At 59.6% G+C, this 23,284-nt stretch carries 11 protein-coding genes; 3 read left to right on the plus strand and 8 right to left on the minus strand.

The annotated features are described in order from the left end of the window. Positions 1-19: 19 nt before the first annotated feature. The 6 genes from LAP85_23770 to LAP85_23795 form a co-directional block, all read right to left on the minus strand. Positions 20-985: a transketolase family protein gene (locus LAP85_23770; GenBank protein MBZ5499428.1), complete on the minus strand. Its 966-nt coding sequence runs from the start codon at positions 983-985 to the stop codon at positions 20-22. 93 nt (positions 986-1,078) lie between these two features. Next, a complete protein-coding gene (locus tag LAP85_23775; GenBank protein MBZ5499429.1) occupies positions 1,079-1,912 on the minus strand; it encodes a transketolase in 834 nt (277 codons plus the stop codon). 5 nt (positions 1,913-1,917) lie between these two features. Then, the gene (locus LAP85_23780; protein MBZ5499430.1) at positions 1,918-2,601 is read right to left on the minus strand and encodes an aspartate/glutamate racemase family protein; all 684 of its coding nucleotides are present in this window, start codon (positions 2,599-2,601) and stop codon (positions 1,918-1,920) included. 74 nt (positions 2,602-2,675) lie between these two features. Next, entirely contained in the window at positions 2,676-3,512 is an 837-nt protein-coding gene (locus LAP85_23785) for a sugar phosphate isomerase/epimerase (protein MBZ5499431.1), read from the minus strand. 120 nt (positions 3,513-3,632) lie between these two features. Next, on the minus strand, positions 3,633-6,365 hold the full coding sequence (locus tag LAP85_23790) for a glycoside hydrolase family 127 protein (protein MBZ5499432.1): 2,733 nt from the start codon (positions 6,363-6,365) through the stop codon (positions 3,633-3,635). Between the two features lie 778 nt (positions 6,366-7,143). Further along, entirely contained in the window at positions 7,144-10,041 is a 2,898-nt protein-coding gene (locus LAP85_23795) for a hypothetical protein (GenBank protein ID MBZ5499433.1), read from the minus strand. A 1,274-nt stretch (positions 10,042-11,315) separates the two neighbouring features. Between LAP85_23795 and LAP85_23800 the strand changes: the two genes are divergently transcribed. Beyond that, positions 11,316-14,249, plus strand: coding sequence for a hypothetical protein (locus LAP85_23800; GenBank protein MBZ5499434.1), 2,934 nt, complete (start codon positions 11,316-11,318; stop codon positions 14,247-14,249). 19 nt (positions 14,250-14,268) lie between these two features. After that, complete coding sequence (locus tag LAP85_23805) at positions 14,269-15,957, plus strand: beta-xylosidase (protein ID MBZ5499435.1); 1,689 nt, start codon at positions 14,269-14,271, stop codon at positions 15,955-15,957. Between the two features lie 352 nt (positions 15,958-16,309). Here the strand turns inward: LAP85_23805 and LAP85_23810 are convergent, their stop codons facing one another. After that, positions 16,310-20,119: a carboxypeptidase-like regulatory domain-containing protein gene (locus LAP85_23810; GenBank protein MBZ5499436.1), complete on the minus strand. Its 3,810-nt coding sequence runs from the start codon at positions 20,117-20,119 to the stop codon at positions 16,310-16,312. A 352-nt stretch (positions 20,120-20,471) separates the two neighbouring features. Here LAP85_23810 and LAP85_23815 point away from each other — a divergent pair, with 352 nt between their 5' ends. Then, positions 20,472-22,184: a CRTAC1 family protein gene (locus LAP85_23815; GenBank protein ID MBZ5499437.1), complete on the plus strand. Its 1,713-nt coding sequence runs from the start codon at positions 20,472-20,474 to the stop codon at positions 22,182-22,184. 77 nt (positions 22,185-22,261) lie between these two features. Here the strand turns inward: LAP85_23815 and LAP85_23820 are convergent, their stop codons facing one another. Then, entirely contained in the window at positions 22,262-23,278 is a 1,017-nt protein-coding gene (locus tag LAP85_23820; GenBank protein ID MBZ5499438.1) for a nitrilase, read from the minus strand. Positions 23,279-23,284: the final 6 nt, after the last annotated feature.

The raw sequence follows: 23,284 nt of genomic DNA on the forward strand, positions 1-23,284 counted from the left end.
GAGATCGGATCTGCAAAATTTAAAAAATCCGCCCGTTTTTCAACTTTTGCGGGTCCAATCCTATTGTTTCCATGGTGCTGGCGGCAATCTGGTTGGCTGTGAGGCTATACGCTTCCAGCAGATCCTTATAGCTCTGCGCCGACTGACCGAAGTTGTCTTCGATTCCCACACATCGCACGGGGATGCCCTGGCCGCGGAAGGCGAAAGTGATTACGCTTGCCAGGCCGCCGATCAGGGAATGTTCCTCAGCGGTGACGATGCCCTTCATCCCCAGAGCAAGAGCCTGTAATGCCCTTTCGTCAACCGGCTTGAGGGTGCTCACATTCACGACGCGCAACGAGATTCCCTTGGTTTCGAGGGACTCTGCGGCTGCAAGCGCTTCGGAAACCATCTGACCCATGGCAAAAACGACGACGTCCCTGCCGTCGCGAACGAGGGCGGGCTTCCCGATTTCGAAAGGCGTGTCTTCAGGAGTCACATCGGTGAGATCGTTGCGTGTGATCCGCATGTAGACTGGGCCGTGAAAAGCGGCGATCGCACGCGTCATTTTGCGGGTCTCGACGGCGTCCGCAGGTACGAGAACCGTGAGGTTGGGGATGGCCCGCATGATGGCCACGTCCTCCACCGTCTGGTGCGAAGAACCGTCGCCATAATCTGACAGTCCGGCGCTCGAGCCGACGATCTTGACGTTGAGCTTCGGGATGCAGATGCCCTGGCGTATCTGATCAAAGGATCGCCCGGCTGCGAAGACCGCGAAGGAATTGGTGAACGGGATCTTTCCGGTCAGCGAGAGGCCGGCGGCAAAGGAGGTCATGTTGGCTTCGCCGATCCCCATTTCGAAGAAGCGCTCGGGAAACGCTTCTTCGAAGTAGCAGGTCATGGTGGACTTGCCCAAATCAGCCTCGAGCACCACGACGTTGGGATTTTCCCGGCCGAGTTCGACCAGCGTGCGGCCATAGACCTCGCGTGGATTCTGCATTCTCATGGGATCAATCATCCTCCCTCGCTGCGCCGTCGGGACCACGAGACCAACGAAATAGACGAAAGTCGTTTTGGGAATTTCGTGTGTTTCGCGGCTTCACTGTTCCTTCCCCAGTTCCCGGCAGGCCTGAGCGAACTGTTCGGCGTTCAGGATGCCGTTGTGAAACTCCGGCCGGTTCTCCGCAAACGAGATCCCCTTCCCCTTGATCGTGTGTGCGATGACCATCTTGGGCTTCCCCTGGATCTCGTTCACGGCGTCGAGTGCCTCGAGGATGGCCGCGATATTGTGGCCATCGGTCTCGAGCACGTGCCAGCCGAACGCCCTCCACTTCTCTGGATAGGGGGAGGTGTCGTAGCGCCTGGCGATGGGGCCGGTCGCCATCAAGCGGTTGTTGTCGAGGATCGCCACCAGGTTATCCAGCTTATAGAACGCTGCTGTATGTGAAGCCTCCCAGACCTGGCCCTCAGCCGCTTCCCCGTCTCCGAGGATGCAGTAGACGCGGCTCTCCCGGCCGTCGATCCTGAGCCCGGCAGCCATGCCGCAGGCGATCGATATGCCCTGTCCCAGCGAGCCCGTGTTGGCCTCGATGCCCGGCGTTTTGAGCCGGTCAGGATGCCCCTGCAGCATGGCTCCCAACGTCTTGACTTTCTTCAATTCATGTTTGGGGAAATAGCCGCATTCGGCGAGGGCGGCATACTGCGCGAGTGCGCTGTGGCCCTTGCTGAGGAGAAAGCGGTCGCGGTCGGGCCAGGCGGGATCAGCCGGATCATGGCGCATCTTTGCGAAGTAGAGCGCAGTGACGATGTCGGCCGCAGAACAGGAACCGCCCAGGTGCCCTCTCTGCCCCACGCCGACCATTTCCACAATGTGCAGGCGGATCAATGCGGCTATCCGCTCGAGTTCCTTGATGCTGCGTGTCTGGTGGAACATTTCCATTATCCGATCGCTTCCAGGATTTGACGGATCCTGTTGAAGGAGGTGCGTCCGCTATTGTAGACGGGGACCTTCGTGTGGTCGAGTCGTGGTTCGAGTGCGGTCATCGAAACCTGAGCCATGACGATGGCATCGACTTCACCGGACAGGCGGTCGATTTCCTCGAGCAGCATGTCGTTGTGCTTTTCCGGATTGCCGGCCTTGAGAATCCGGAAGGCCTCGCTGCAGAGGCGAAGCTTGACGTCGATCACTTTCCCCGCTTCTTCGGCCGCGAGACGCAAGAGGCGCTCGGAAGAGGGCACGGTCGTCGGCACCGTGGCCAGCAGTCCGATCCGATCGCCGTCCTGGACGGCGAGGTCCATCATGGGCCGGTCGATCTGTAACATTGGCGTCTCAATCATCGGCTGCGCATACTCGGCCGCCCGGTTGAACGTGGAGCAGGCGAGCAATATCAGATCCACTCCGTACTCCTGTTGCGACAAGGCGGCCTGCACAAACTTGGCGTAATTCTTTTTGGGGATCGTGCCGGGCTCACAGGCGAAGTTGGTGTTCTGGATGGTGTCGTCCACCCAGTGCACCACTTCCACTTCCGGGATGATCTCGTCGATATACTTCTGTACGGCGCGCGTTGTGATCAGCGCCGCGTGAATAATGCCCAGCTTCTTTCCCTTCAGACCTTTTCGCATTCGATCACTCCTGTCGTGCGGAATCATAATCCGCCACGGAAAATTTCGCGGATCTCTCGAAGTCATTCTCGGAATCAAGCCGTGGGCTGCTTCGGAGCGCCGGTGCAGTCCGCCGCGGGCTTGTCCTGAACGCGCAACATATGGAGCGCACGTCGAGCGTCGGTTGGGAAATCGGTCGTGCACGCTTCAATACTGCACCGGCCCGAATAACCCACGTGCCGCAGGGTATCGAAGAAACCGGCGTAGTCCGGTTCCCGCGCGGCAGGGAAGCCTCTTCCCTCGACCTTCGCGAAGTGCACGTGGCGGATCGCGGGCCCTGCCTCGGCGAGGATCGCCAGGTCCTCCCGCTCCAGCATGAAATGATAGAAATCGACGAGCAGTTGAATGTTACTATGCCTGACCTCGCGGGCAAGACGCAATCCGTCGGCAACCAGGTTGACGATGTTGGCTTCCCGCTTGTTGATCGGCTCGATCGCGATCGTGAGGTTGTGCTCTGCAGCCACAGGACCCAGTCGCTTGAGCAAGGCAACGATTTGGCGCCATGCGTCGGTTTTGGAAAATCCATCGGGAACGTTTTTGGCACCCGCGCTGCCGAATACGATGATGCGCGCGCCCAGGCGGGCGGCTCGGTCCAGGGCGCGGCCGGCATAATCGAGCGCCGTATTCAAGCGAGCCTCGGCCCCGGTCAGACGGATCCGGGGCGGGAAGAAGTTGTTGCAGGCCTCACACCGGATGCCGGACCGTTCCACACGCCGTGCCAGGCCGGAAAACGCCCGCTCCGGCAACGCAGCCAGATCCGCCAGCGACAACTCGATATAATCGAATCCGATCTCCGCCATCGTCTCGACCATCTCGATGCCGATGGGATCCGTCGAGGGCGAGATCAGACTGCCGCAGCACCCAAATTGCATGGAATTCCCTAAACGCAACATTAAACCGCGAAGACCTCGAAGACCGCAAAGGCTTACTTCAAAGTGTCCCAAGATCCTTCGCCTTCTTTGCGGTCTTTGAGGTCTTCGCGGCTCGCCCCTTTACTTCTCCGGGATCCAAACGATGGATGTGGGAGGACGAGGCGCCGGGCGAGCCGCGGGCTGTCCGCCGGCCTGCTGCTGCGGCTGAGGCGGCGGTGGGGGCGGCGGCGCGGGACCGCGATTGGTCCGGGCAAAGTTGGGTATTGCCATCATCGGAGAGCCGTCGGCAAAGGAGCCTTTGATCACCATCACTCCTCCCAGAAGATCTCCCTTCCACTCAGTGGTCAGAGCGGCTGTAGAGCTGATGGGCGTTGTGATGTCCTGGTCGGCTCTTTCGATGTTGTAAACAAGAGGTCCGTAGCGCAGGGCCACCTTGTTCTGGGTTGCCGCAATCTTGTCGCTGGCTTTGACGCGCTGCACCTTCATGGGGAGTTCGAGGTCGATCTTGTCCCCAGTCTTCCACGCCCGCGTGATCACGGCATACCCTCTGTCGATGGAGGGCTTCACCGCCGACCCGTTGACTTTCAAAGTAGTGATGCCATTCGCATCGGGCGTGCCCTTGTAAAGGACGCTCACGTCACGATTCGGAACACGAACCCTTACGCTGAAGGTTTTTTGCTTTTTGGGATTGACGGTGATGGATACCTTGCCGTTCCAGGGATAATCCGTGGCCTGCACCATTTGAATGTCGGTGCCCGCTATGTTTTCCAGGTTTATCGTACTTCCGACGAAGAGATTGACATAGACGCCGTCTTCACTCTTGGCATAAACCCACGTCGGGAGCATGAGCAGAGTCCTGGGAATGTTGCCTACGCAGCATGGGCAGGCATCCCAAGGGGAGCGAAGTTCAACGGCATCCAGCGGATTCCGGTAGTAGAAGTTCTTTCCTTCGAGGTCCACCGCGCCCAGGAGGGCATTGAACATCGTCAACTCATACTGATCCGCATACCTGGCGTCGTGATACGCCAGGTTCATCTTCCATTGGAAGAAAATTTCACCGCAACTGGAACAGGCTTCGCAATAGGCGCCGTTGCGCAGCGAGTAGTTGGGACCAAACCCTTCCGAGGTCTCGCCGCTGCCTACGCCGCCTGTGAAGTAGTATTTCTTATTGACGACGTTGTCCCAGATCGATTTGACGGCACTCTGGTAGTCGGGATCGTGCGTTTCCACGGCGACATCGGCCATGCCCGAGTAGGTGTAAACGGCGCGCACCGCGTGCCCCACCGCCTCATACTGCTGAATGACGGGCAGATGGCTCTGGTCGTACTCGGTGCCGTTTTTCCGGTTGTCGAGCAAGAATTTCGCGAGCTGGATATAGCGGTTGCCCTTGCCGCCGCCCTCCATGTCGTTGACGAAACGCCCGAAGCGCACCAGGGCCTGTTCCATTTCCTGGTGGCCGTCGAACCATTCTTTCTTGGGGGCCGGCCCGAGGTTGTCGCACCAGCAGTCGGCCAGCTTCTTGGCCGCGTTGTACAGGCGCGCATCTTTCTTGTCGGTCATAAGGTAGTGATTGATCGCCGACTCGATGAAGTACCCGGCGGTGTAGCCTTCGTGATTGCCCCTGCCTTGGGGCGTCCAGCGATCCGGCCAGCGGTCCACGTTGCGTAGCGTGAAGGCCGTCTGCAGGTAGCCGTCTGGGTGCTGTGCGGCCAGGATCTTCGGGATCCAGTCGTCCAGGGTCGCCCGGAATTTTTCATGGGCCTTGATGATTTCCGGATCGCCCTGGGGATCGACCATCAGCGCGATGCTCATCGATTCGACCGTCTGATGGACCCAGGCATTGGAGAACACGTATCCCTTGTGGGCGGCGTGCGGCTCCCCGCGCAACGCCTTGGCGGCTTCAATGAAATTGTCGATGCCGCCCGGCCCCAGGGTCAGATCGGTCCGGTTGATCTGGTCGATGCAGTGGGGGATCCAGCTGGTGGTCAGGGCCTTCGCGCGGGCGTTCCACAGCGGGCTGTTGATCTTGAAGGGCTTAGTATAGACGGCGTCCAGTTGCTTCGCAGGCGGGGGTGTTTCCACCGAAACATTGAAGTCCGACGAAGCGGTTGTTTCACCGGATTTGACCGTGAGCTTCAGGACATAGGCGCCAGGAGTGGAAAACGTCGCGGTCGTCGCGAGCGACTTGGGATCCGCAAATGTAACGGTTCCGGGGCCGGACACTTTGCTCCAATTGAAACTGCCGGGAAGAATGCGGAGGTTCACGGCGATCGTCTGCGCCGGATTGGCGGCCCCAGGTGCATTGACCGTAACGGTCGTCTGATAGTTGCCGGGAGGAAGCGCCTCGGCACTGGCAGGCAACGTCTGGTAGCTGCCGAAAGAAAGAGGTGCGGCATTTACGGTCAGAGTCAAAATGCGGCTGCCTCCGCCGCGGCCCCCACCCCGGCCCTGTGCGCTATTCCAGGATTGGGGCGTGACCGACAACCACGCGGGCTTGGGAGCACCCGCTGACACAGTCCCGCTCGTGGCTCCCTCTACGGACAGAGGAACAAACCGGCTGGGGGGATTGGCGCCCTGGATCATCTGAAAATCAATGGACGCCGGAGTCGGTGCCGCAGGAACTCCTCCTCTGCCTCCCATCCCCTGCCTCGCCGGTTCGCCGCCGAATCCGGCCCAGCCCATCAGGTAGGTCTTTCCCGGGAGCACGGTGACGCGATCGACGCCCGCAATGGCGTTCAGCGGCTCATCCGCGGCGATGACGCCGGAGACGATGAGAGTCTGCATGAGGGGAGTGATGGCCACCGATGCCGCTGCCGCCTTGCCGACGGTCCCCATCATTTCCCGGCGAGTCATGTTGGATATCTTTGTTTCTTCACTCAAGGGTCACCTCCAACTCTTGATAAATCCCTAGCGATGCGATTTTTAACGTCACGGCAGCGATGCCGCGGCGCAAATCGGGCCGAAACATTCGAAGCGCGAGTTCCCAATGGATCATGAAGATGGCGGCCCCTATTCTCGCGCAGCAACCCCTTTGGCCGCAAGCAAGATCGAAAAAATTAAGAAACCTTCGGAATTATTTTCCCTGGTCTGGCCCGGAACAACAAATGGTGTCTGGCTACCATTTCCCCTTATGTCAAAGTAGAACGAGCAACCTGGCACGAATGGAGCTTAAATGCGGATTTCAATTGGACCCTGAAGGGGTCCAGCAGCAAAGCCCAGGGCGTAAGCCCTGGGGAACCCGCGCCTGGCAGAAAATCAGCCCTGAAAGGGCGGCGCAGCTGCGTCGCCCCTTCAGGGCTAGTCTTTTGGATGTCCATAATCCCAGGGCTTACGCCCTTAAGCGCTAACTTAACCCACTTTCCCGACCTGGGCTTGGGCTTGGACTTGGACTTTGACGTGGACCTTGACGCTCTGCTGCGCAGCAAGCGATAAGAAGCGACCCGTAGCCTGATAAAGGTTGGGCGTGCAAGAGTTTGTCTCCGCTCAAAAGGTCCACGTCTACGTCCAGGTTTAGGTCCAAGTCCACGTTTATCACGCCCTTTCAGGGCTTAAGACCCTTGATTTGGCGGCACTGCCAGGTGATTTTGGTTACTCTCATTTGAGTGCCATTCTTGCCTGACACCGTATTCACTTATCGACGGTCGGCGCGCTGCAAATCGATTTTCGAGGTTGGTCCGCTGATTGCCAGCTCGGCGCGCCACGGATAATCCCAGTTGCCCGTCTGGACGACGGGCACCGCTTTGCCCTCCTGGAGCAACTCGTACCTGGATTGGGCGGGGATCGACAGCCGCACGCCGGTCTTGTGTGCGTTGGCGGTGCGGTTCTCGATCGTGAATGCGATCTTTTGAAGCGCCTTGTCCATCGTGATCGGGCCATCAGCTGCAAAGCCGTCGCGTTCCAGCTCCAGCTTGACCCTCCGGATGTCGTCCGGGAAGGGGAGGTACATGTCGGGGATGACGACATCCAGGCGCCGCCGCAAGCCGTCGCGCGGATTGATCGACAGTTCGTTGCCCTGCTCCGTCATCATGCCGCCATAGGCGAACCAGCCGAAGACCGGGTCACGCGTGACGATGGTCGAGGCCATGCGCAGCGCGCCGCCGTAACCCAGATCGATCTCGCCGTCGTAGCGCCACGGGCCGCGCGGCACGATCACGCCGCCGGGATAGCTCGAGCCCATCCACGCGCTGCCCACTTTGGAGGACATGAACTGCCAGCCCGACGCGCCGTCGTTCTCCGGGCCGGGATACCAGAAGCCGTAGTTTGTGTCAGGCCGGCCGGTGTTCATCAGGCACCACGAGCTCAGGTAGGAGGCATAGCCGAGCTGCAGCCAGTCGAACGGTTGCGCGGCGAAGTTGAGCGCATAGTCGAGTACGCCCCAGCCGCCCATGGCGGCCATGTAGCTGACGCCACCGTCGGCGCCGAGCGTATAGAAAGCCGGGTTGAGCCAGCCGCGCACCACGAGGCCCGACGCCAGCTGCCGATCCATGAAGACGCGCGAGTCCTCACGCCGCACCAAGGGGTGCGAATACCACTTCTTGAGCTTCAGGTCGAACCACAGGTTCTTGTCGGGCTGCATGTCGTGCGTCGCGCCGTACTTGGCAAACGCGTACGTCGACTCGAACGCCGTGCGGTCGAAGGCGTACTCGGAGCGGAACGGATAGAGATCGTCATAGACGAAGTACTTGACCTTTTTCTCCCACTCGTTGCGCAGCCAGACCGCCTGCTCCGGGAAGCCTTCCTGATCCAGCGCGTCGATCAGATCAAGCACGATGAGCTCGTTGTAGAGCCCCCATTTATAAGTCTCGTAATACGACGGGTAGATCTCGTAAGGATAGGTGTAGAAAGCACGGGCTGTCTCCCAGGCGCGGTTGAGGTAACCCGCGGCATCGAGGTACTTCGACATCTCGGGGTACATCTTGGCGATCTGGTACATATGGAAGTAGAGCATGATCACGTGCGGGTAATCGTAGGAGCGCCACACGTGTTCCTTATCGAGATCGCGCAGTGCCGTCGCGCCGGATGCCAGCTTCTCGGCATAGGCTTTGCGCCGCGCCGGGTCGCGGTTGATGTACCAGTTCGGTGTGCCGTAGACGCCATATGGATACGGCCGCTCGTCGTCGCGCCGCTGCAGGCCGCCCCAGACGAAGTTCTTCAGATAGTACTCCAGCGATTCGATCTCCTTCAGGTTTGGATAAGTGACGTTTTTTGACGCGATGTAAGGCGCCTTGCTCAGGCCCGGGTCGTCGCACGTCAGCGCATAAATCATGCGGTCCAGGAAGATGTCCGGATCGTCGATCGTCCGCGTAACCTTCGCCTTCATGTCGTACGGCCCGTAGACCCCGTTCCACCACTTCGCCGGGTCCTTGATCTGCTGCTTGTCGACGATGAACGCGGCGCGTTTCTTGATCAGCGTTTCCATCGGCTCGGTGACGAAGAACTCGAGGTAGGTTTGGCGCCCGCCGTCGTGTTTTATGGTCAGCATGTTCTCGCCGAGCTTCTTGAATGCCACTTCGTAGACATGGTGGCCGGGCCTGGGCTCGCCAAGGGCCTTGAGGGTCGTCTGGTCGGGGAACTCCGACTGGATGGTGTCGATCTTGGCCTTGGTGTGAAGCGAGAAGCGCGCCGTGAGGTTATCGGGAATCGTCATGCCCGGCACCACGCGGATGTCGAAAAGCCCGGCCTGATAAATCATCTCGCGCAATTCTTCGTAACTGTCGGCCCATTGCATGCGGAAGCCGTAAGAGGCCTTGCTGCCCGGCCGGCCCGCAGCGGCAAGGTCGAGGGCGGTGTGCGCCTGGCGCCAGGTGCCGCGCGTCTCGGCGCCGCCGGTCCGGCTCGAGTGAACATAGACCTGCGCGCCGCCGCGGCCGCCGCCTCCACCTGTGTACTCGAGCTTTGTGCCGGGCCGGACGGTCACCAGCAGAAAAGGCGGGGCACCTGAGGCGCGCACGAAGTAAAAGAACGATCCATGGCCCGAGATAAACTGGTGGCGGAGAAATCCCCGCTCGAAGATCTGGATCGGATTTTCGCCCGACGGCCCGACGACCGGGATGTTGATGCCCAGGTCACCGATCTGCACGGCCGTCTTGCCTGTCGACTCCACGTCGATCGTCCAGTCGAGCACATTCCCGTCGGTCCTGTAGGTTTCGGCGACCTTGAGCGGCACGTTGCTGGAGTCGTTGGCATAGGTGACAACACCGGTTTCAGGCGAGGCTGTCCACTTCGGCCCGCGCGTCGTCAGAGTGGTCCATTCGCCGTTGCCCGCTCGATAGCTCAGGCTCAGCCCAAGCGTGGCGGCGCCGCCGCCGCGACCCGTGGCTCCTCCCTGGCCCCGTCCGCCGGGCGCCGCGGACGGCATGAGCATCGCGCCAAACGGATCGTGCGGATTGGCAAGGCCCGAAATGCCGCGCTCGTCGTAGGCGAAGCGGAAACTGCCCTTTTCGATCGTGCCGGGTGCGGTCTGAGCCACTGCGAGGGCCGGGATGGCCGCCAGCATGCCGGCAGCGCAAATCCTCATGAATAGCTTCATCGTTCTACTCCCTTCTTGCAATGCGGCGGCATACCGCCGCATTGGAGTTAATCTATTCAGGGGGTGACGCCCGAAGGGCCGCCATTGCGTAGGCCCGGCCGTCAGGCCGGGAGACAGTGAGCACGTCCTGAATGAGCGCCGAAGGCGCGACACCTCCCGCAGAGATCTTCCTGACCAGTTTGCGTGCCATCCAGTTGGATAGGGTATGGCCGGGAAATATCTCTGCGTAAATCTCCATATCGTTTGGAGTACCAAGTGGAGGAAATGCCTCATCGATCCGCAATGAAGCCATCGTCTTTATGCCTATGTGGGTTCCGTTGCTCGCTTCAAGCAGGTCAGGCTCATACAGGCTAACAGCCGCTCACATCCATCTGTACACCACCATTTTGATTGAGTGCCGCGCCTTCGGCGCTCGATTCTTCAGCCATACGCGTATCCCGGCCTTACGGCCGGGCCTACGAACTGCCGGCCCTTTGGGCCTCCGCTCCGTCTTGGGGTTTCCGCTCCATCTTGGGGTTTCCGCTCCATCTTGGGGTTTCCGCTCCATCTTGGGGCCTCCGCTCCATCTTGGGGCCTCCGCTCCATCTTGGGGTTTCCGCTCCATCTTGGGGCCTCCGCTCCGTCTTGGGGTTTCCGCTCCATCTTGGGGTTTCCGCTCCATCTTGGGGCCTCCGCTCCATCTTGGGGTTTCCGCTCCATCTTGGGGTTTCCGCTCCATCTTGGGGCCTCCGCTCCATCTTGGGGCCTCCGCTCCGTCTTGGGGCCTCCGCTCCGTCTTGGGGTTTCCGCTCCGTCTTGAATGTATGGACTCCAGGCAGCGGCATGCCGCTGCACTGCAAGGCGCCTTCGGCGCACGATTGCCTTGAGCGGTTGCATCTCACTGAACGGGTGCCGGGGGATGGGCTTGGGCGTCAATCCGGCAAAACCTATATCGAATAAGCCGCCGCAGCTCCGGCCCATAAACCCAGAAGGTAGGTCCACGCCCGCTGCGGTTGAGCTCCAAGCTACACGCCGCGCAATTGGTCGGGATCGCGCGTTGCCGTCTGAGCTGGCTTTGATTCGCGGTCCGTAACTTGCGGCCCGTGCCGTCAAAACGAGCAGGATTATATCATCTTCCAGTTGTGCACGGTTCTGGAATGGCGATAATGATCTTCATCAAACATCGTTACTTCAGGCAGGCGAGCGGACCTACCGTTGACCTATCAGAGCACATGGTTCCACGGATGGCAAAGGCTTCAGGTAGGCTGCCTTGCGACAGCCGGCGGAGAAGAAGCATGAGAGCAATGAGGAAGATCGGGAGAGGGCTTCTTTACTCGGTTGCAGTGCTGGCCCTGGGAACTGGTGCGCCCGGTCCCACGATTGCAGAAGAGCCCCTGGTATCCATTGTGGCAGACCGCGCGCCAGCAGCGCCGGCGATCCATGGTCTGGAAAAAATGATGGCCGCCTTGCGTGCAGGAAGCATCGCGTGCGAGAAAGTGACAGCCCTGGAAACCGCTCGTGGAAACACGCTGGTTGTCGTCGGACTTGGCGATGGCGAGGGCCCTGCAGCGCAATTGCTGAAAACCGCCGGTCTGCCGAAACCGCAGGGAGCGGAAGCGCTCATGATCCGGCGCATCCCCTGGAAAGGCAAATCCGTCCTGTTGATCACCGGAGCCGATGCTCGCGGCCTGATGTATGCCGAGCTGGATGTTGCCGATCGCATCGGGTGGAGCAGCGACCGCAAAATGCCTTTCAGCGAGGTGCGCGACACGAGCGAAAAGCCGGACGCGCCGCAACGCGCCCTTTCCATTTACACGATGAATCGGGCCTATTGGGAGAGCCGGTTCTACGACGAGGCTTACTGGGCACGTTATCTGGATATGCTGGCGCAGAACCGCTTTGACTCGCTGGTGGTAATCTTCGGTTATGAGAACGGAGGATTTCTCGCTCCCTGCTATCCGTATTTTTTCGATGTGGAGGAGTTTCCGGATGTGCGCATGGTCGGCATCACCCGCGAACAGCAGCAGCGCAACCTGGCCGCGTTAAACCGCCTCATCCAGATGGCGCATGATCGCGGAGTGGATTTCACCGTAGGGATCTGGGACCACATCTACCGCGGCGGCGTTCAGGGCGGCGGCCTGGCCGGCGCAGACGAAGCAACCCGGAGACCCACACCCGGCCTGGTGTGGGGTGTGACCGGAGACAACCTCATCCCCTACACCAAAGCTGCACTCGCAAAGTTCATCCGTGCCGTGCCGGATCTCGATGCGATCCAGTTTCGGATGCACGACGAATCCGGCCTCAAGCCGCAAGAGCAGCTGGAGTTCTGGCGGAGCGTTTTCCGGATGATGAAAGAGAACGCCCCGAAGCTGCGGCTGGATCTGCGCGCCAAGGGGCTGCCGGATTCCGTGATCGAAGCGGGCCTCGATATCGGCGTTACGTTCCGTATCACCACCAAGTATTGGATGGAACAGATGGGAATGCCGTTCCATCCCACGCACATCAACACGGAGGACCAATCCAACCGCCGGCACAGCTACGCCGACTTGTTGCGCTATCCGCAAAAGTACCAGCTTCACTGGCGGCTCTGGCCCGGCGGCACGGCACGCGTGTTGCTGTGGGGCGATCCGGAGTATGTGCGCCGATTCGTCGGCAGCACGCACCTCTACGATGGTGATGGTTTCGAAGTAAACGAGCCGCTCACCACGAAAATGGAAGCGCAGCCGCATGATATGAAGCCGTTTGAATTGCTTAAGCCACAATACCGCTACTACGATTATGAGTTCGAGCGCTATTGGCATTTCCTTCAGGTCTTCGGCCGCATCGGCTACAGTCCCGGCACACCCGCGGAGGTGTGGCAGCGTGAATTTGAAAGGCGCATCGGCAAAGAAGCCGCGCCCTACCTGGAGAAGGGATTGCATCAGGCGAGCTGGGTTCTGCCGCGCATCGTCGCGTCCTGTATTCCTTACAGCTATTTCCCGATGACCCGCGGCTGGGTCGAAAAAGAGCGGATCGGGGATCTCCCTTTTTACGCCATGGCGCAGGGAAGTGACATTCAGCAGTTCGCCTCCTTCGACGAGGAGGCACAGAACCTGATCGCCGGCAATGACACGGCCAAGACGCGGCCGCCCGAAACCAGCCGTTGGTTTGCTCAGGCGGCCAGGGAGATCGACACCGATGTCGCCGAAGCCGAAAAACGCATCGGCAGCCATCGGAACAAAGAATTTAACTCCACCATCATTGACCTGAAGATTCTGGCTGGTCTTGCTCTGTACCATGCCCGCAGAATCCCTGCTGCTGTCAGCTACCGTCTCTTCGAGCGGACAAAAGATGTCGGTGCGCTTGATGACGCCATCGCTCAGGAGCGCAATGCCGTCGAGGCCTGGAGAGGACTCGTGGCTGCTGCCGGCGACGTCTACGCCGATGACCTGATGATGGGCCTGCGCAGTTCGGGCTTGTGCGGCCATTGGAGAGATGAACTCGCCGCTCTTGAAAAGGGTCTCAGTGCCTTGGAGCGCCGGCGGCAGGAATTTCGTCCCGCCGGCACGACCACGAATCTTCAGATCGCGCATGCGCCGGTACGCCGCCTGCAACCGGGGGAAGAATTTGCAGTGCGCGCAACGGTCAGCGGACCGAATCCGATCGCAAAGGTGCGCGCGGCCTATCGCTTCGCGCCCGGTGAGTACCGCTATGTCGACATGAAGCCGGCCGGACCGTGGTTTTACACCGCTGCGATTGCCGTCCCGGCGCGCACGAGCCGACTCGAGTATTTCATCGAAGCATCGGACGAAACCGGCAAACAATCGAGCTTCCCGGCTGCTGGATCACAGCCTGTTGCGGTGATCACGGGCGGCGACGTCGAACCGCCGCTCGTGATTCATCGGCCGGTCACGAGCGCTCCGGCAGGCAAGCCTCTTGCCATCGTCGCACAGGTGCAAGACCCTTCCGGGGTGAAATGGGTCCGCTTGCGCTACCGCAACGTCAATCAGCAGGAAGACTATCGGACCCTGCCGATGCTGCCTGCCGGCAGAAGGGGGCAATATCAGGCCGTTGTGCCCGCCGAGAGCCTCTCCTCAAAGTGGGATTTCATGTATCTGATCGAGGTGATGGATAACCAGGGCAACGGGAGGATCTATCCCGATTTCAACAAGGAAACGCCCTATGTGGTCGTTCGATTAGCACGCTCAAAGATGGCACCGCAGATGCGCGCGGATGCAGGCGGACGATGACAGGTATCTCAGGAGGAAGATGATGAAGAGACTCGCAGCCGGCTGGCTGTTGTTGTGCGCGGCCATCCTGGAGACGGCGGTGCCGGGGCAAGGCAACCAGGATGTCGTAACCATCACTGTCGACGCTTCGCAACCCGGCGCGCCGTTGCGGCAGGTCTGGCCTTTCTTCGGTTTCGACGAGTGCAACTACGCCACGGCGCCGAATGCGCGCGCTCTGATGAAATCGTTGGGCGCCTCGCAGCCGGATCCCGTGTACATCCGCTCGCATTTTCTGCTTAACACCGGCAATGGCGTCCCCGCGCTCAAGTGGGGTTCGACGAACGCCTACACAGAAGATGTTGCCGGGACTCCTGTCTATGACTGGAAGATCATGGACGGCATTTTCGATTCGATCGTGAACTCGGGTGTGAGGCCGCTCGTCGAAATCGGTTTCATGCCCAAGGCGCTGTCCGTCAAACCTGATCCTTATCAACACGTATATCCACCGAATCAATGGGCCGGCTGGGCCTTCCCGCCCAACGATTATCAAAAATGGGCAGGCCTGATCCGCGAGTGGGCGCGCCACAGCGCTGCTCGTTACCGCGGGGCGGAGGCCACATGGCTCTGGGAGTTGTGGAATGAGCCGGATATTTTCTATTGGCAGGGGACGTTCGACGAATACTGCAAGTTGTTCGACTATACCGAGAATGCGCTCCACGGGGTGCTGCCGAAGGCCATTTTGGGCGGGCCGCACACGACCAGCCCTTCCTATCGCAGGCCGGCAGCCTGGCTGCGTGATTTCCTCGAGCACTGCCGCAGCGGCGTGAATTCTGCCACGGGGAAAACCGGCACGCGCCTGGATTACGTGGGATTCCACTCCAAAGGCTCCACTTCCTTTGTGAATGGCCATGCGCGCACGAACCTCGCGGGCAACCTGGCCAACAACAAGGCCGGTTTCGAGATCGTGGCCGGATTCCCGGAATACAAAAACACGCCGATCATCATCGGCGAATGCGATCCGGAGGGCCTGGCCGCTCAATCCTCGACCGTTCAGCCTGCCAATGGCTACCGCAACGGCAGCGCCTATGCGGCTTACGAGGCAGCGATGATGAAACACACCCTCGACCTGGCCGAGCGAACAGGCGTGAACGTGAAAGGCATCCTGACGTGGGCCTTTATGTTCGAGGGGAGAGACTATTTCGAGGGGTTCCGCACGCTGGCAACCAACGGCATCCACAAGCCGGTGCTCAATGTGTTTAAAACGCTGGGAATGCTCAAGGGGAAGCGTATCCGGCTGGCCAGCAGCGGCGCGTTGGGCGTGGATAAGATCATCGCGGAGAAAGTCATCGGGCAACCGGACATCGACGGCTTGGCCACGGCATCCGCCGATGCTGCGCAGATCATTCTCTGGAACTATCACGACGATGTCGCGGTTGCTCCCGCGGCGGCCATACGGATGTCGGTTCGTGCGCCGGATGCTTCCATCAAGCGTGCCCGAGTCACGCATTACCGGATCGACGAAACCCACAGCAACGCATACACCCGGTGGCTGCAGGCCGGCAGCCCCAAAGCACCGACTCCGGAACAACTCGCTGAATTTAAAAAGGCCGGACAGCTGGAGCTTTTTGAAGCGCCCAGAACCATCGAGCTGAAGAGCGGGCAGCTGCCGCTGGAATTTGAACTGCCGCGCCTGGGCGTTTCGTTCATCGAAACCAGATGGATTCGATGAAAACTCATAAGCATACCTGTGCCCATGGCGTTCACCTGCAGAACGAAGGAGAAATCACCCGCTGCTCCCAAGAACTCTCCGCCGCCCGGTGGACCCGCTTTTAAGATTCAAGGCGATAAAACAAAGTAAACCTCGAAGGCTCCAAGGCTCAAAGATCTCAAAATTGAGTTTCTCTGAGCCTTGGAGTCTTTGAGGTTCAAACTCCTTTTCGCGCAAAAACATACCTGGGCAGGTAGCCTGCAAGCTTGCCGATGGAGTAGCGCGCGGGAGGCGCGGTCGCACCTGTGCAAAAAAACTGGGCCAAGTCCCCGGAGGACCTGGCCCAGCACTACATACCAAAGATGAGGCGGATCTAGAACGAAATCGCCAGGCGGAATTCGATCACCCGCGGACCGTTCGATGCGCCGGTGGTAGTCGCCCAGCCGCTGCCACGAACGCCGCCGCTGGGTGGGTTTCGGAAGATCGGGTGATTGAAAGCGTTCAGGAACTGCGCCTGGAACGTAAGCCGCGACCGTTCGGTGATCGCAACTGCCTTATTGAGGCTCATGTCGCATTCGAACGAGCCGGGGCCATAGATATAAAACGCGCCGACGTATGTGCCGGGCGTGGTGTTGGCTGTAATGTACTGCGTATTGGCGCCGACACCTACGGTCCGGTACTTGGGATCGATCATCTGGACAAAGTTGGCGCTGGTTTTAAACACTCCGACGGCATTCTGGAGGTCCTCCCTGGTGATTCCGTTGAGGTTCAGGCCGCCATCGGCAAGGTTGTTGAACGTGGTGTAGCCGCCAGTGATGCGGCCGGGGGATCCGCTCCGGTACGTCATAATCGTGCCGACGTTCCAGCCGCCGATGACCCTGTCAAGCGGGCCTTTTCCATTGAAGAACATCTTCCCGGACCCGAAGGGCAAGTCCACGTACCCGGAGATGTTGAAGACATGGCGAATGTCTATTGTTGGCCCATAGCTCTCCCGGAGATTACGCAGGGTATATGTGGTGTAGGCGCCAGTCCAGTCGTTCCCCCCAGCGGTCCCCCCCGGGTCTACGCCCAGACCGTGGCTCCAGGTGTAATTGGCATTGAACTGCAGGCCGTGCCAGTACTGCTGGCGGAAATCAACCTGCATGGCGTTGTAATTGGAATAGCCCGGATCCGTCATCACCGTGACCGGGATCCCCGACCCGTACGGATTGGCCTGGAAGAAATTGATCGGGTAGCCTGCACCCGCCCCCGTATATCCCATGCGGGCGCAGGGAGCGAAGGAGGACCCCACCAGGTTGCAGAAGTACGGGACCGTGCCGTAGGTGGTGAGCACATTTGCCATCCCGCCGACAGAGCCGGTGTTCAGGGTTGTGATGAAGGAAGCGCGCCTGAACTCGCTGCTCGTCTGCGAACCGTTCCGGTCTCCCGTGAAAGCCGCCGTCAGGATCGGCAGAGCCACCGTGCCGCCAGCAGGATTGAGGTTGGCGAACGAGATAGTGCCGTTGGCGGCGTTGATGGCCAGGTTTTTCTGGGCGTTCTTGAAATCCTGGAGGAACCCGTTCTCGAACACATTGACCTCGTTAACGTTTAACGACAGCCACTGGTGCACGACGCGGTTTCCGTTGTAGCGGACTTCAAGGGCACGCGATTTACCCAGCCTTTGCTGAATGCCAAAAGTCCAGCTCATCGTGTACGGCTGACGGATGTTGTAATCCATCCCGTTGATGCCGTTCCCCTGGGAACTGTTGTTGAACGTGAAATTTCCCGCGGGAATGGACTTTTGATAGGACGGCGGATCGTACGAAAACGATGGGAAGGGTTGCCCAAGGAAGAGACTGCCCGGGGCAAAACTTCCCGGCGCGGTGCTGTTCCGTGCCGTCGCCGTATAGAATTGGTAGTAGAACGAGCCGTAATCGGTCGCATTGTTCCAGAAATACTGGTACGGTACCGTATAGTTGCGATACGAGAAGCTCGTGCGGATTACGGTGTTGCCCTCACCGAAAATCTTTTTCAGGAAACTGTTCCCGAACTTCGGGCTCCAGGCGATCCCCAATGACGGCTGCGGCGTGACGTACCAGCTGTTATAAGGATTCGCAATCTCATCGATCGTCGGATTCATGTTGCCGGTGAGAGTGCCGGGCTTGAAAAGATTGCCGACGCCGGAAGGCCCCCAGATCGAGGACAAGGTGGCGCTGTGATACAATCCATTCAGGTCTGTGCTCGCCGCGGTGAAATCCCAGCGGAAGCCGGCGTTAATGGTCAGATTCGGCAGCATGTGCCAGGCGTCCTGGATGAATATCCCCCCTGCCTTGGCGAGTTCGTTCAGATCGAAGTGCCCCAACGGCTTCTGGATGTATTGAGCGCTTTTCTTGTCGTACTTGTACATCCCCGTCATGTAGGAGACGCGCCCGGTCAGCAGCGCATACAGGCTGCGCGCAGTGCCCTGTTGGTTCGTATTCGAAAAAGGCAATGGCTGGTAGCTGCCCGCATTGGTCAAGGCATTGACAGCGGGATCTCCGACATCCATCCCGACGTTCTGCCACGTAGGCTCCGCTCCATTCCAATATTTATCCTGCTCACGATAAGCCGAGAACCCAAAACTGAGCGCGTGCTTTCCCTTCTGCCAGTTGAGCGTATCGGCAAGGGTCCAGACGGGATAATACGTGGGGATCGGATAACTATATGTCATCGGCGAAGTGACCAACGGCCAAGTCACGTCTAAGGGATGTGCACCCCAATCGTAGGTGGTAAAGCCATTCTGGGCATACGGATACAGGTAGCCTAACCGGAAGGCATTGAGCATCGTATTCGTTGCCGTCCAGTCAATCCCCAGCGAACCGGAGATGTTATTGGATTTAAAACCACCAGCCCTGTCAGTAAACTCCTGTCCCGGGAAAAGGGGAGCTCCGGAAGTCGGTTGTGACCTCTTGGTCTGGTTCGCGGTCACGCTGAAGCGCCATTTTGAAACGGGGGAGTAATCCACGCGGAACGTCGGGAACCAGCGTATGTCTGGATTCGGCGTTTGCCAGTTGATCGCATTCGTGAGCAGGTCGGTGTTGGGGGTGCTTGTCGCCCCGACGATGGCACTGTTGATGAGTGCCAGCTGAGCGGCTATCACACTGTTCGTGGTGTTCGAAAGCGTGGGGTCATAGGCTTTGGCTAATTGAAGCACGTTGACGGTATGGCTCTGCCCGTCCGAACCGACGTAGGTATAATTTCCTGCCTGCCCGGCCGGATTCAGGACAGTGGCGCCTCGGGTCGAAGTGCCCGGCTGCCGCGAGGTGGCGAGGCTGAAAAAGAAGAACAGCTTGTCCTTGAAGACCGGACCACCGACGTTGCCGCCAAAATCGTTCAGCTTGATCCTCGCCCTGGGGACGCCGCGGGCATTGCCGGACCAGGTGTTGGCGTTCAGCCAATCGTTGCGGAGATCCTCGAAGAAGCTGCCGTGCCACGTGTTGGTCCCGCGTTTGGTTGTATAGTTGACTTGCATGGCGGCCGCGCCGAAGCCCTGGTTTTCGTCGAGCTGGGCGGTCTGCACCGTCATCTCCTCGATGTTCTCCAGCCGGACGCTGACGCTCGGCTGGGAATTGCCGCCGAACTTCATGCGGCTCGTGCTGCTGATGACGCCATCTATGTTGTTGCCCTGGGCGGCCGTCGGCAGACCATTCCACGTGCCCGTATACCCGGGAACATAGCGTGTAAACTGGCCAATGTCGCGGCCCTGGAGAGGCAAGGAGCCGATGTTTTTGACATCAATGGTCGAGCCAATGGCCACGGCCGTCGTCTCCACAACCGGCGTTGCGGCCTCGACGGTGATCACCTCAGTCGGCGCACCGACCTGCAAAGCCGCCAGGATATCGGTGGCCTTGGTCGCCGCGACGGTCACCTCGTCGTACACTGTATTCCGGAAACCTTTGCTGGAAATCGTCAGCTTGTACTTGCCAACCGACAGGTTGGGAAAAGTGTAGGTGCCTGCGCTCGTGGTCACGGCATTACGGATTTCGTTCGTCGCCAGATCGACGAGCTCCAGCACGGCATTCGGCACCACCTTCTCCTGTGGGTCAAGCACGGTGATATTGATTCGCCCGCGGGTTTCCTGTCCCCACACGGGCGCCGTTAGAGCCAAAACGATAAGCCCAATCGTGATACAGAACAGACTCCTTTCGAAAAACCAGCGCGACATTAGAGCCTCCTTTCAGCAGAAAGCAACGTGACGAGTATGATGGAGTGAATGCCAGGGACCCCAAAGAACGTAAGATGACTGATAGTGATCGGGAGAACCGACCGCCACGATGCCTGGGGGTGTTGATACAAGCACCTGCATACAAAATGTCCTGCTTACGCAGCTTTTAGCAGGGAGCATACGAGCGCTGGATGATAACGTCAAGACATTTCTTGCGAATCCTAAATAAATATTTTTGTATGCCCTTGGGCCCTTGCGGCAGACTGAAAATCCTTTTCCCTTGTTCCGTTGGTCCTCGGCGCTTAGAATCAGCGAGCTTGAGCTGAGTTGTGAGGCGCTATCAGTGAGCAGTATGTCCAACATTTTGCGGCGAGTCTGGGTCGGCCTTCTGGTAACTACCTGTGCTGCCATGCTTTTGAGCGGGGCCCTTCCACCCGCCGTGGTGACTTTCACCGACATCGCGCCTACTGCCGGTATCAACTTCGTGCACGACAACGCCTGGACACCCGAAAAGTATTTGATTGAAAGCATGGGCGCCGGCTGTGCGTGGATCGACTATGACCAGGACGGGTTGATGGACCTCTACCTGGTCAACGGCGCAGCCACCAAGGTTTACACCCCGAAACAGCCGCTGCGCAGCGCGCTCTATCGCAATAACGGCGATGGAACTTTCACCGATGTGACCCAATCCGCCGGCGTTGGAGCTGACGGATTGTTCGGCATGGGCGTGGCCGTCGGCGATTACGACAATGACGGCTTCCCCGACCTGTTTGTTCTCGGTTACGACCGCTGCATCCTATATCACAACAACGGCAATCGCACGTTTACCGACGTCACCGCGCGCGCCAAAGTCCAAAACCGCGGCCTCTGGGCCTCGAGCGCAGCCTGGTTCGATTACGACAACGACGGCCGCCTCGATCTGATCATCGCGAACTATGTCGACTGGACGCCCGAGCGCAACTTCTACTGCGGCGATCAGGGCCCCGGCATGCGCGCCTACTGTCATCCCAATGTGTTCCACGGCCAGCCGGCCGCGCTGTACCACAATAACGGGGACGGCACGTTCGCCGACGCGAGCCAGTCCTCGGGAATCGGTCCGAAGGCGGCGAACGGCCTGGGCGTGGTGACCTTTGACTACAACAACGACGGCTGGCAGGACGTATTCATCTCCAATGACGCTCAGCCCAACCACCTTTTTCAAAACAAGGGCGACGGCACGTTTCGCGAAGTCGGCTACCCTGCCGGGACGGCAGTGAGCGGCGATGGCCAGATGGAAGCAGGCATGGGGGTGGATGCAGCCGACACCACCAATACCGGCAGGCTGGACATCTACATCACCCATCTTGACATGCAGCTCAACCGCTTCTACCGGAATATGGGCGATGAGAGCTTCACAGATGCCACGTTGTCCTCCAAATTGGGCTATGACACCTACCTGGTGAGCGGATTCGGCACCCGCTTCCTTGACTACGACAACGACGGCGCATGCGATCTGTTCGTCGCCAACGGTCACGTGATGGACAACATTCAACTCTACCACCCGAATACGACCTACGCGGAGCCCAAGCAGATGTTCCGCAACGTAGGCCGCGGCAAGTTTGAGAACGTCAGCGATCGGCTGGGGCCGGACATGCAGAAGCCGCACGTGAGCCGCGGTTGCGCAACGGGTGATTTCGACAATGACGGCGACCTGGACATTCTCGTCAGCAGCTGCGGCGGAAAGCCCCAGCTCCTGCGCAACGATGGCGGCAACACAAATCACTGGCTGGAGATTTTCCTCATCGGAGCCAAATCAAACCGCGATGGCGTGGGCGCTCGTGTGAAAGTCACTGCCGGAGATCTCGCGGTGTATGATCAGAGGAAAGGCGGCATGAGTTACCAGTCGGCCCAGGACCCACGCCTGCACTTCGGATTGGGAGAGCATGCACAGGTTGACGCGGTCGAAATCGTTTGGCCCAGTGGGATGATCTCGAAGCTCGAAAAACTGAAAAGCGACCAGATCATCGCGGTCAAGGAAGGCGTGGGGCTGGTGGACCGTCCATTCCCGCGCGTTCAAGCAAAGTGATTCCAGGCGCGTCCTGCCAAACTCGAATGGAGCGGGCGAATTCATTCGGGACTCCGCGCGCTCGCGGCAGGCGCGATTCACTCCCGGCGCGGCGGCAGAGGCGGCCCCCCGGCCTTCGCCTTCTCAATCAGCCGGTTGTTTTCCTCGATGGTGTGCGGGAGCGCTTCGGCCCCCCGGGGATAGATCGGACGGGAATACCCGGAGTAGAGCTCGGTGCGCAGGTGAGAAAGCATGTGATGCCCGCGACGGCGGGCGCGCTCTCCGCGCAGGGCATCGATATCCACTGGCGCCACAACTATCCTCTCGCCCGGACCGGGTTCGGCCTGGGCGAGAATTCGCCCGTCAAAGTCCACCACCATGCTCCCGCCGGGCCAGCTGAACGGCGGGTAGTTGGCAAGGCGCGCCCCCTGGTTGACCGCCACCACATAAGCGATGTTCTCGAGCGCCCGGCAACGATTCACCAGTGTCCACCAGTCCAGGGGAGCCGCTGTTCCCCATGGGTCCATGTAGGCAGAAACCCGGATCAGCACCTCCGCGCCCTTGAGAGCCAGCTGGCGAATGGCCTCGGGGAATAGCCAGTCATAACAGATCGCTGCCCCCAGCCTCCCCAACTCGGTGTCGACCACGGGAAAAGGGTCTTCGCTGTAGCCGGGGATGTCGTGCGGGCTGGCATGAACCTCCCATGGGATCCACGGGTGGGTTTTCCGATATCGCGCAAGAACACCATCGGGCCCCACCAGGCATGTGGTGTTGAAGACGACACCCGGGTAATTCTCGTCTTTTTCCAGAAAAGTGCCGGTCTGGATGTAGATCCCATGGTGGCGGGCGCGCAGTGAGTACCGGTGCGTGTGCTCGTTAGGCACGGGAACCGCAAGATGCTCCTCCAGCTCGCGGACCGTGTTGTAGACCGGTGGAGTGTGGGCGAACTCCGGAAAAACCACGAGGCGCACGGGAAAAAAGGGCTCATAGCCGATCACGGCGGAGTCGATCAGCTCAAGCATCCGGTCCACCCGCGCGGGAATTTCCCGTCGCGAAGCCGGGCTCGCAAAATCGGTCTGACAGCAGGCGGCATAATACCGTGGCCCGTGGCTCATAGGATT

This window comes from Terriglobia bacterium (genome assembly GCA_020072565.1).
Taxonomy (GTDB): domain Bacteria; phylum Acidobacteriota; class UBA6911; order UBA6911; family UBA6911; genus JAFNAG01.

Coding starts and splice junctions, on each gene's coding strand:
- LAP85_23770 (MBZ5499428.1), bottom strand. CDS start 985: ATGAGAATGCAGAATCCACGCGAGGTCTATGGCCGCACGCTGGTCGAA.
- LAP85_23775 (MBZ5499429.1), bottom strand. CDS start 1,912: ATGTTCCACCAGACACGCAGCATCAAGGAACTCGAGCGGATAGCCGCA.
- LAP85_23780 (MBZ5499430.1), bottom strand. CDS start 2,601: ATGCGAAAAGGTCTGAAGGGAAAGAAGCTGGGCATTATTCACGCGGCG.
- LAP85_23785 (MBZ5499431.1), bottom strand. CDS start 3,512: ATGCAATTTGGGTGCTGCGGCAGTCTGATCTCGCCCTCGACGGATCCC.
- LAP85_23790 (MBZ5499432.1), bottom strand. CDS start 6,365: ATGACTCGCCGGGAAATGATGGGGACCGTCGGCAAGGCGGCAGCGGCA.
- LAP85_23795 (MBZ5499433.1), bottom strand. CDS start 10,041: ATGAAGCTATTCATGAGGATTTGCGCTGCCGGCATGCTGGCGGCCATC.
- LAP85_23800 (MBZ5499434.1), top strand. CDS start 11,316: ATGAGAGCAATGAGGAAGATCGGGAGAGGGCTTCTTTACTCGGTTGCA.
- LAP85_23805 (MBZ5499435.1), top strand. CDS start 14,269: ATGATGAAGAGACTCGCAGCCGGCTGGCTGTTGTTGTGCGCGGCCATC.
- LAP85_23810 (MBZ5499436.1), bottom strand. CDS start 20,119: ATGTCGCGCTGGTTTTTCGAAAGGAGTCTGTTCTGTATCACGATTGGG.
- LAP85_23815 (MBZ5499437.1), top strand. CDS start 20,472: ATGTCCAACATTTTGCGGCGAGTCTGGGTCGGCCTTCTGGTAACTACC.
- LAP85_23820 (MBZ5499438.1), bottom strand. CDS start 23,278: ATGAGCCACGGGCCACGGTATTATGCCGCCTGCTGTCAGACCGATTTT.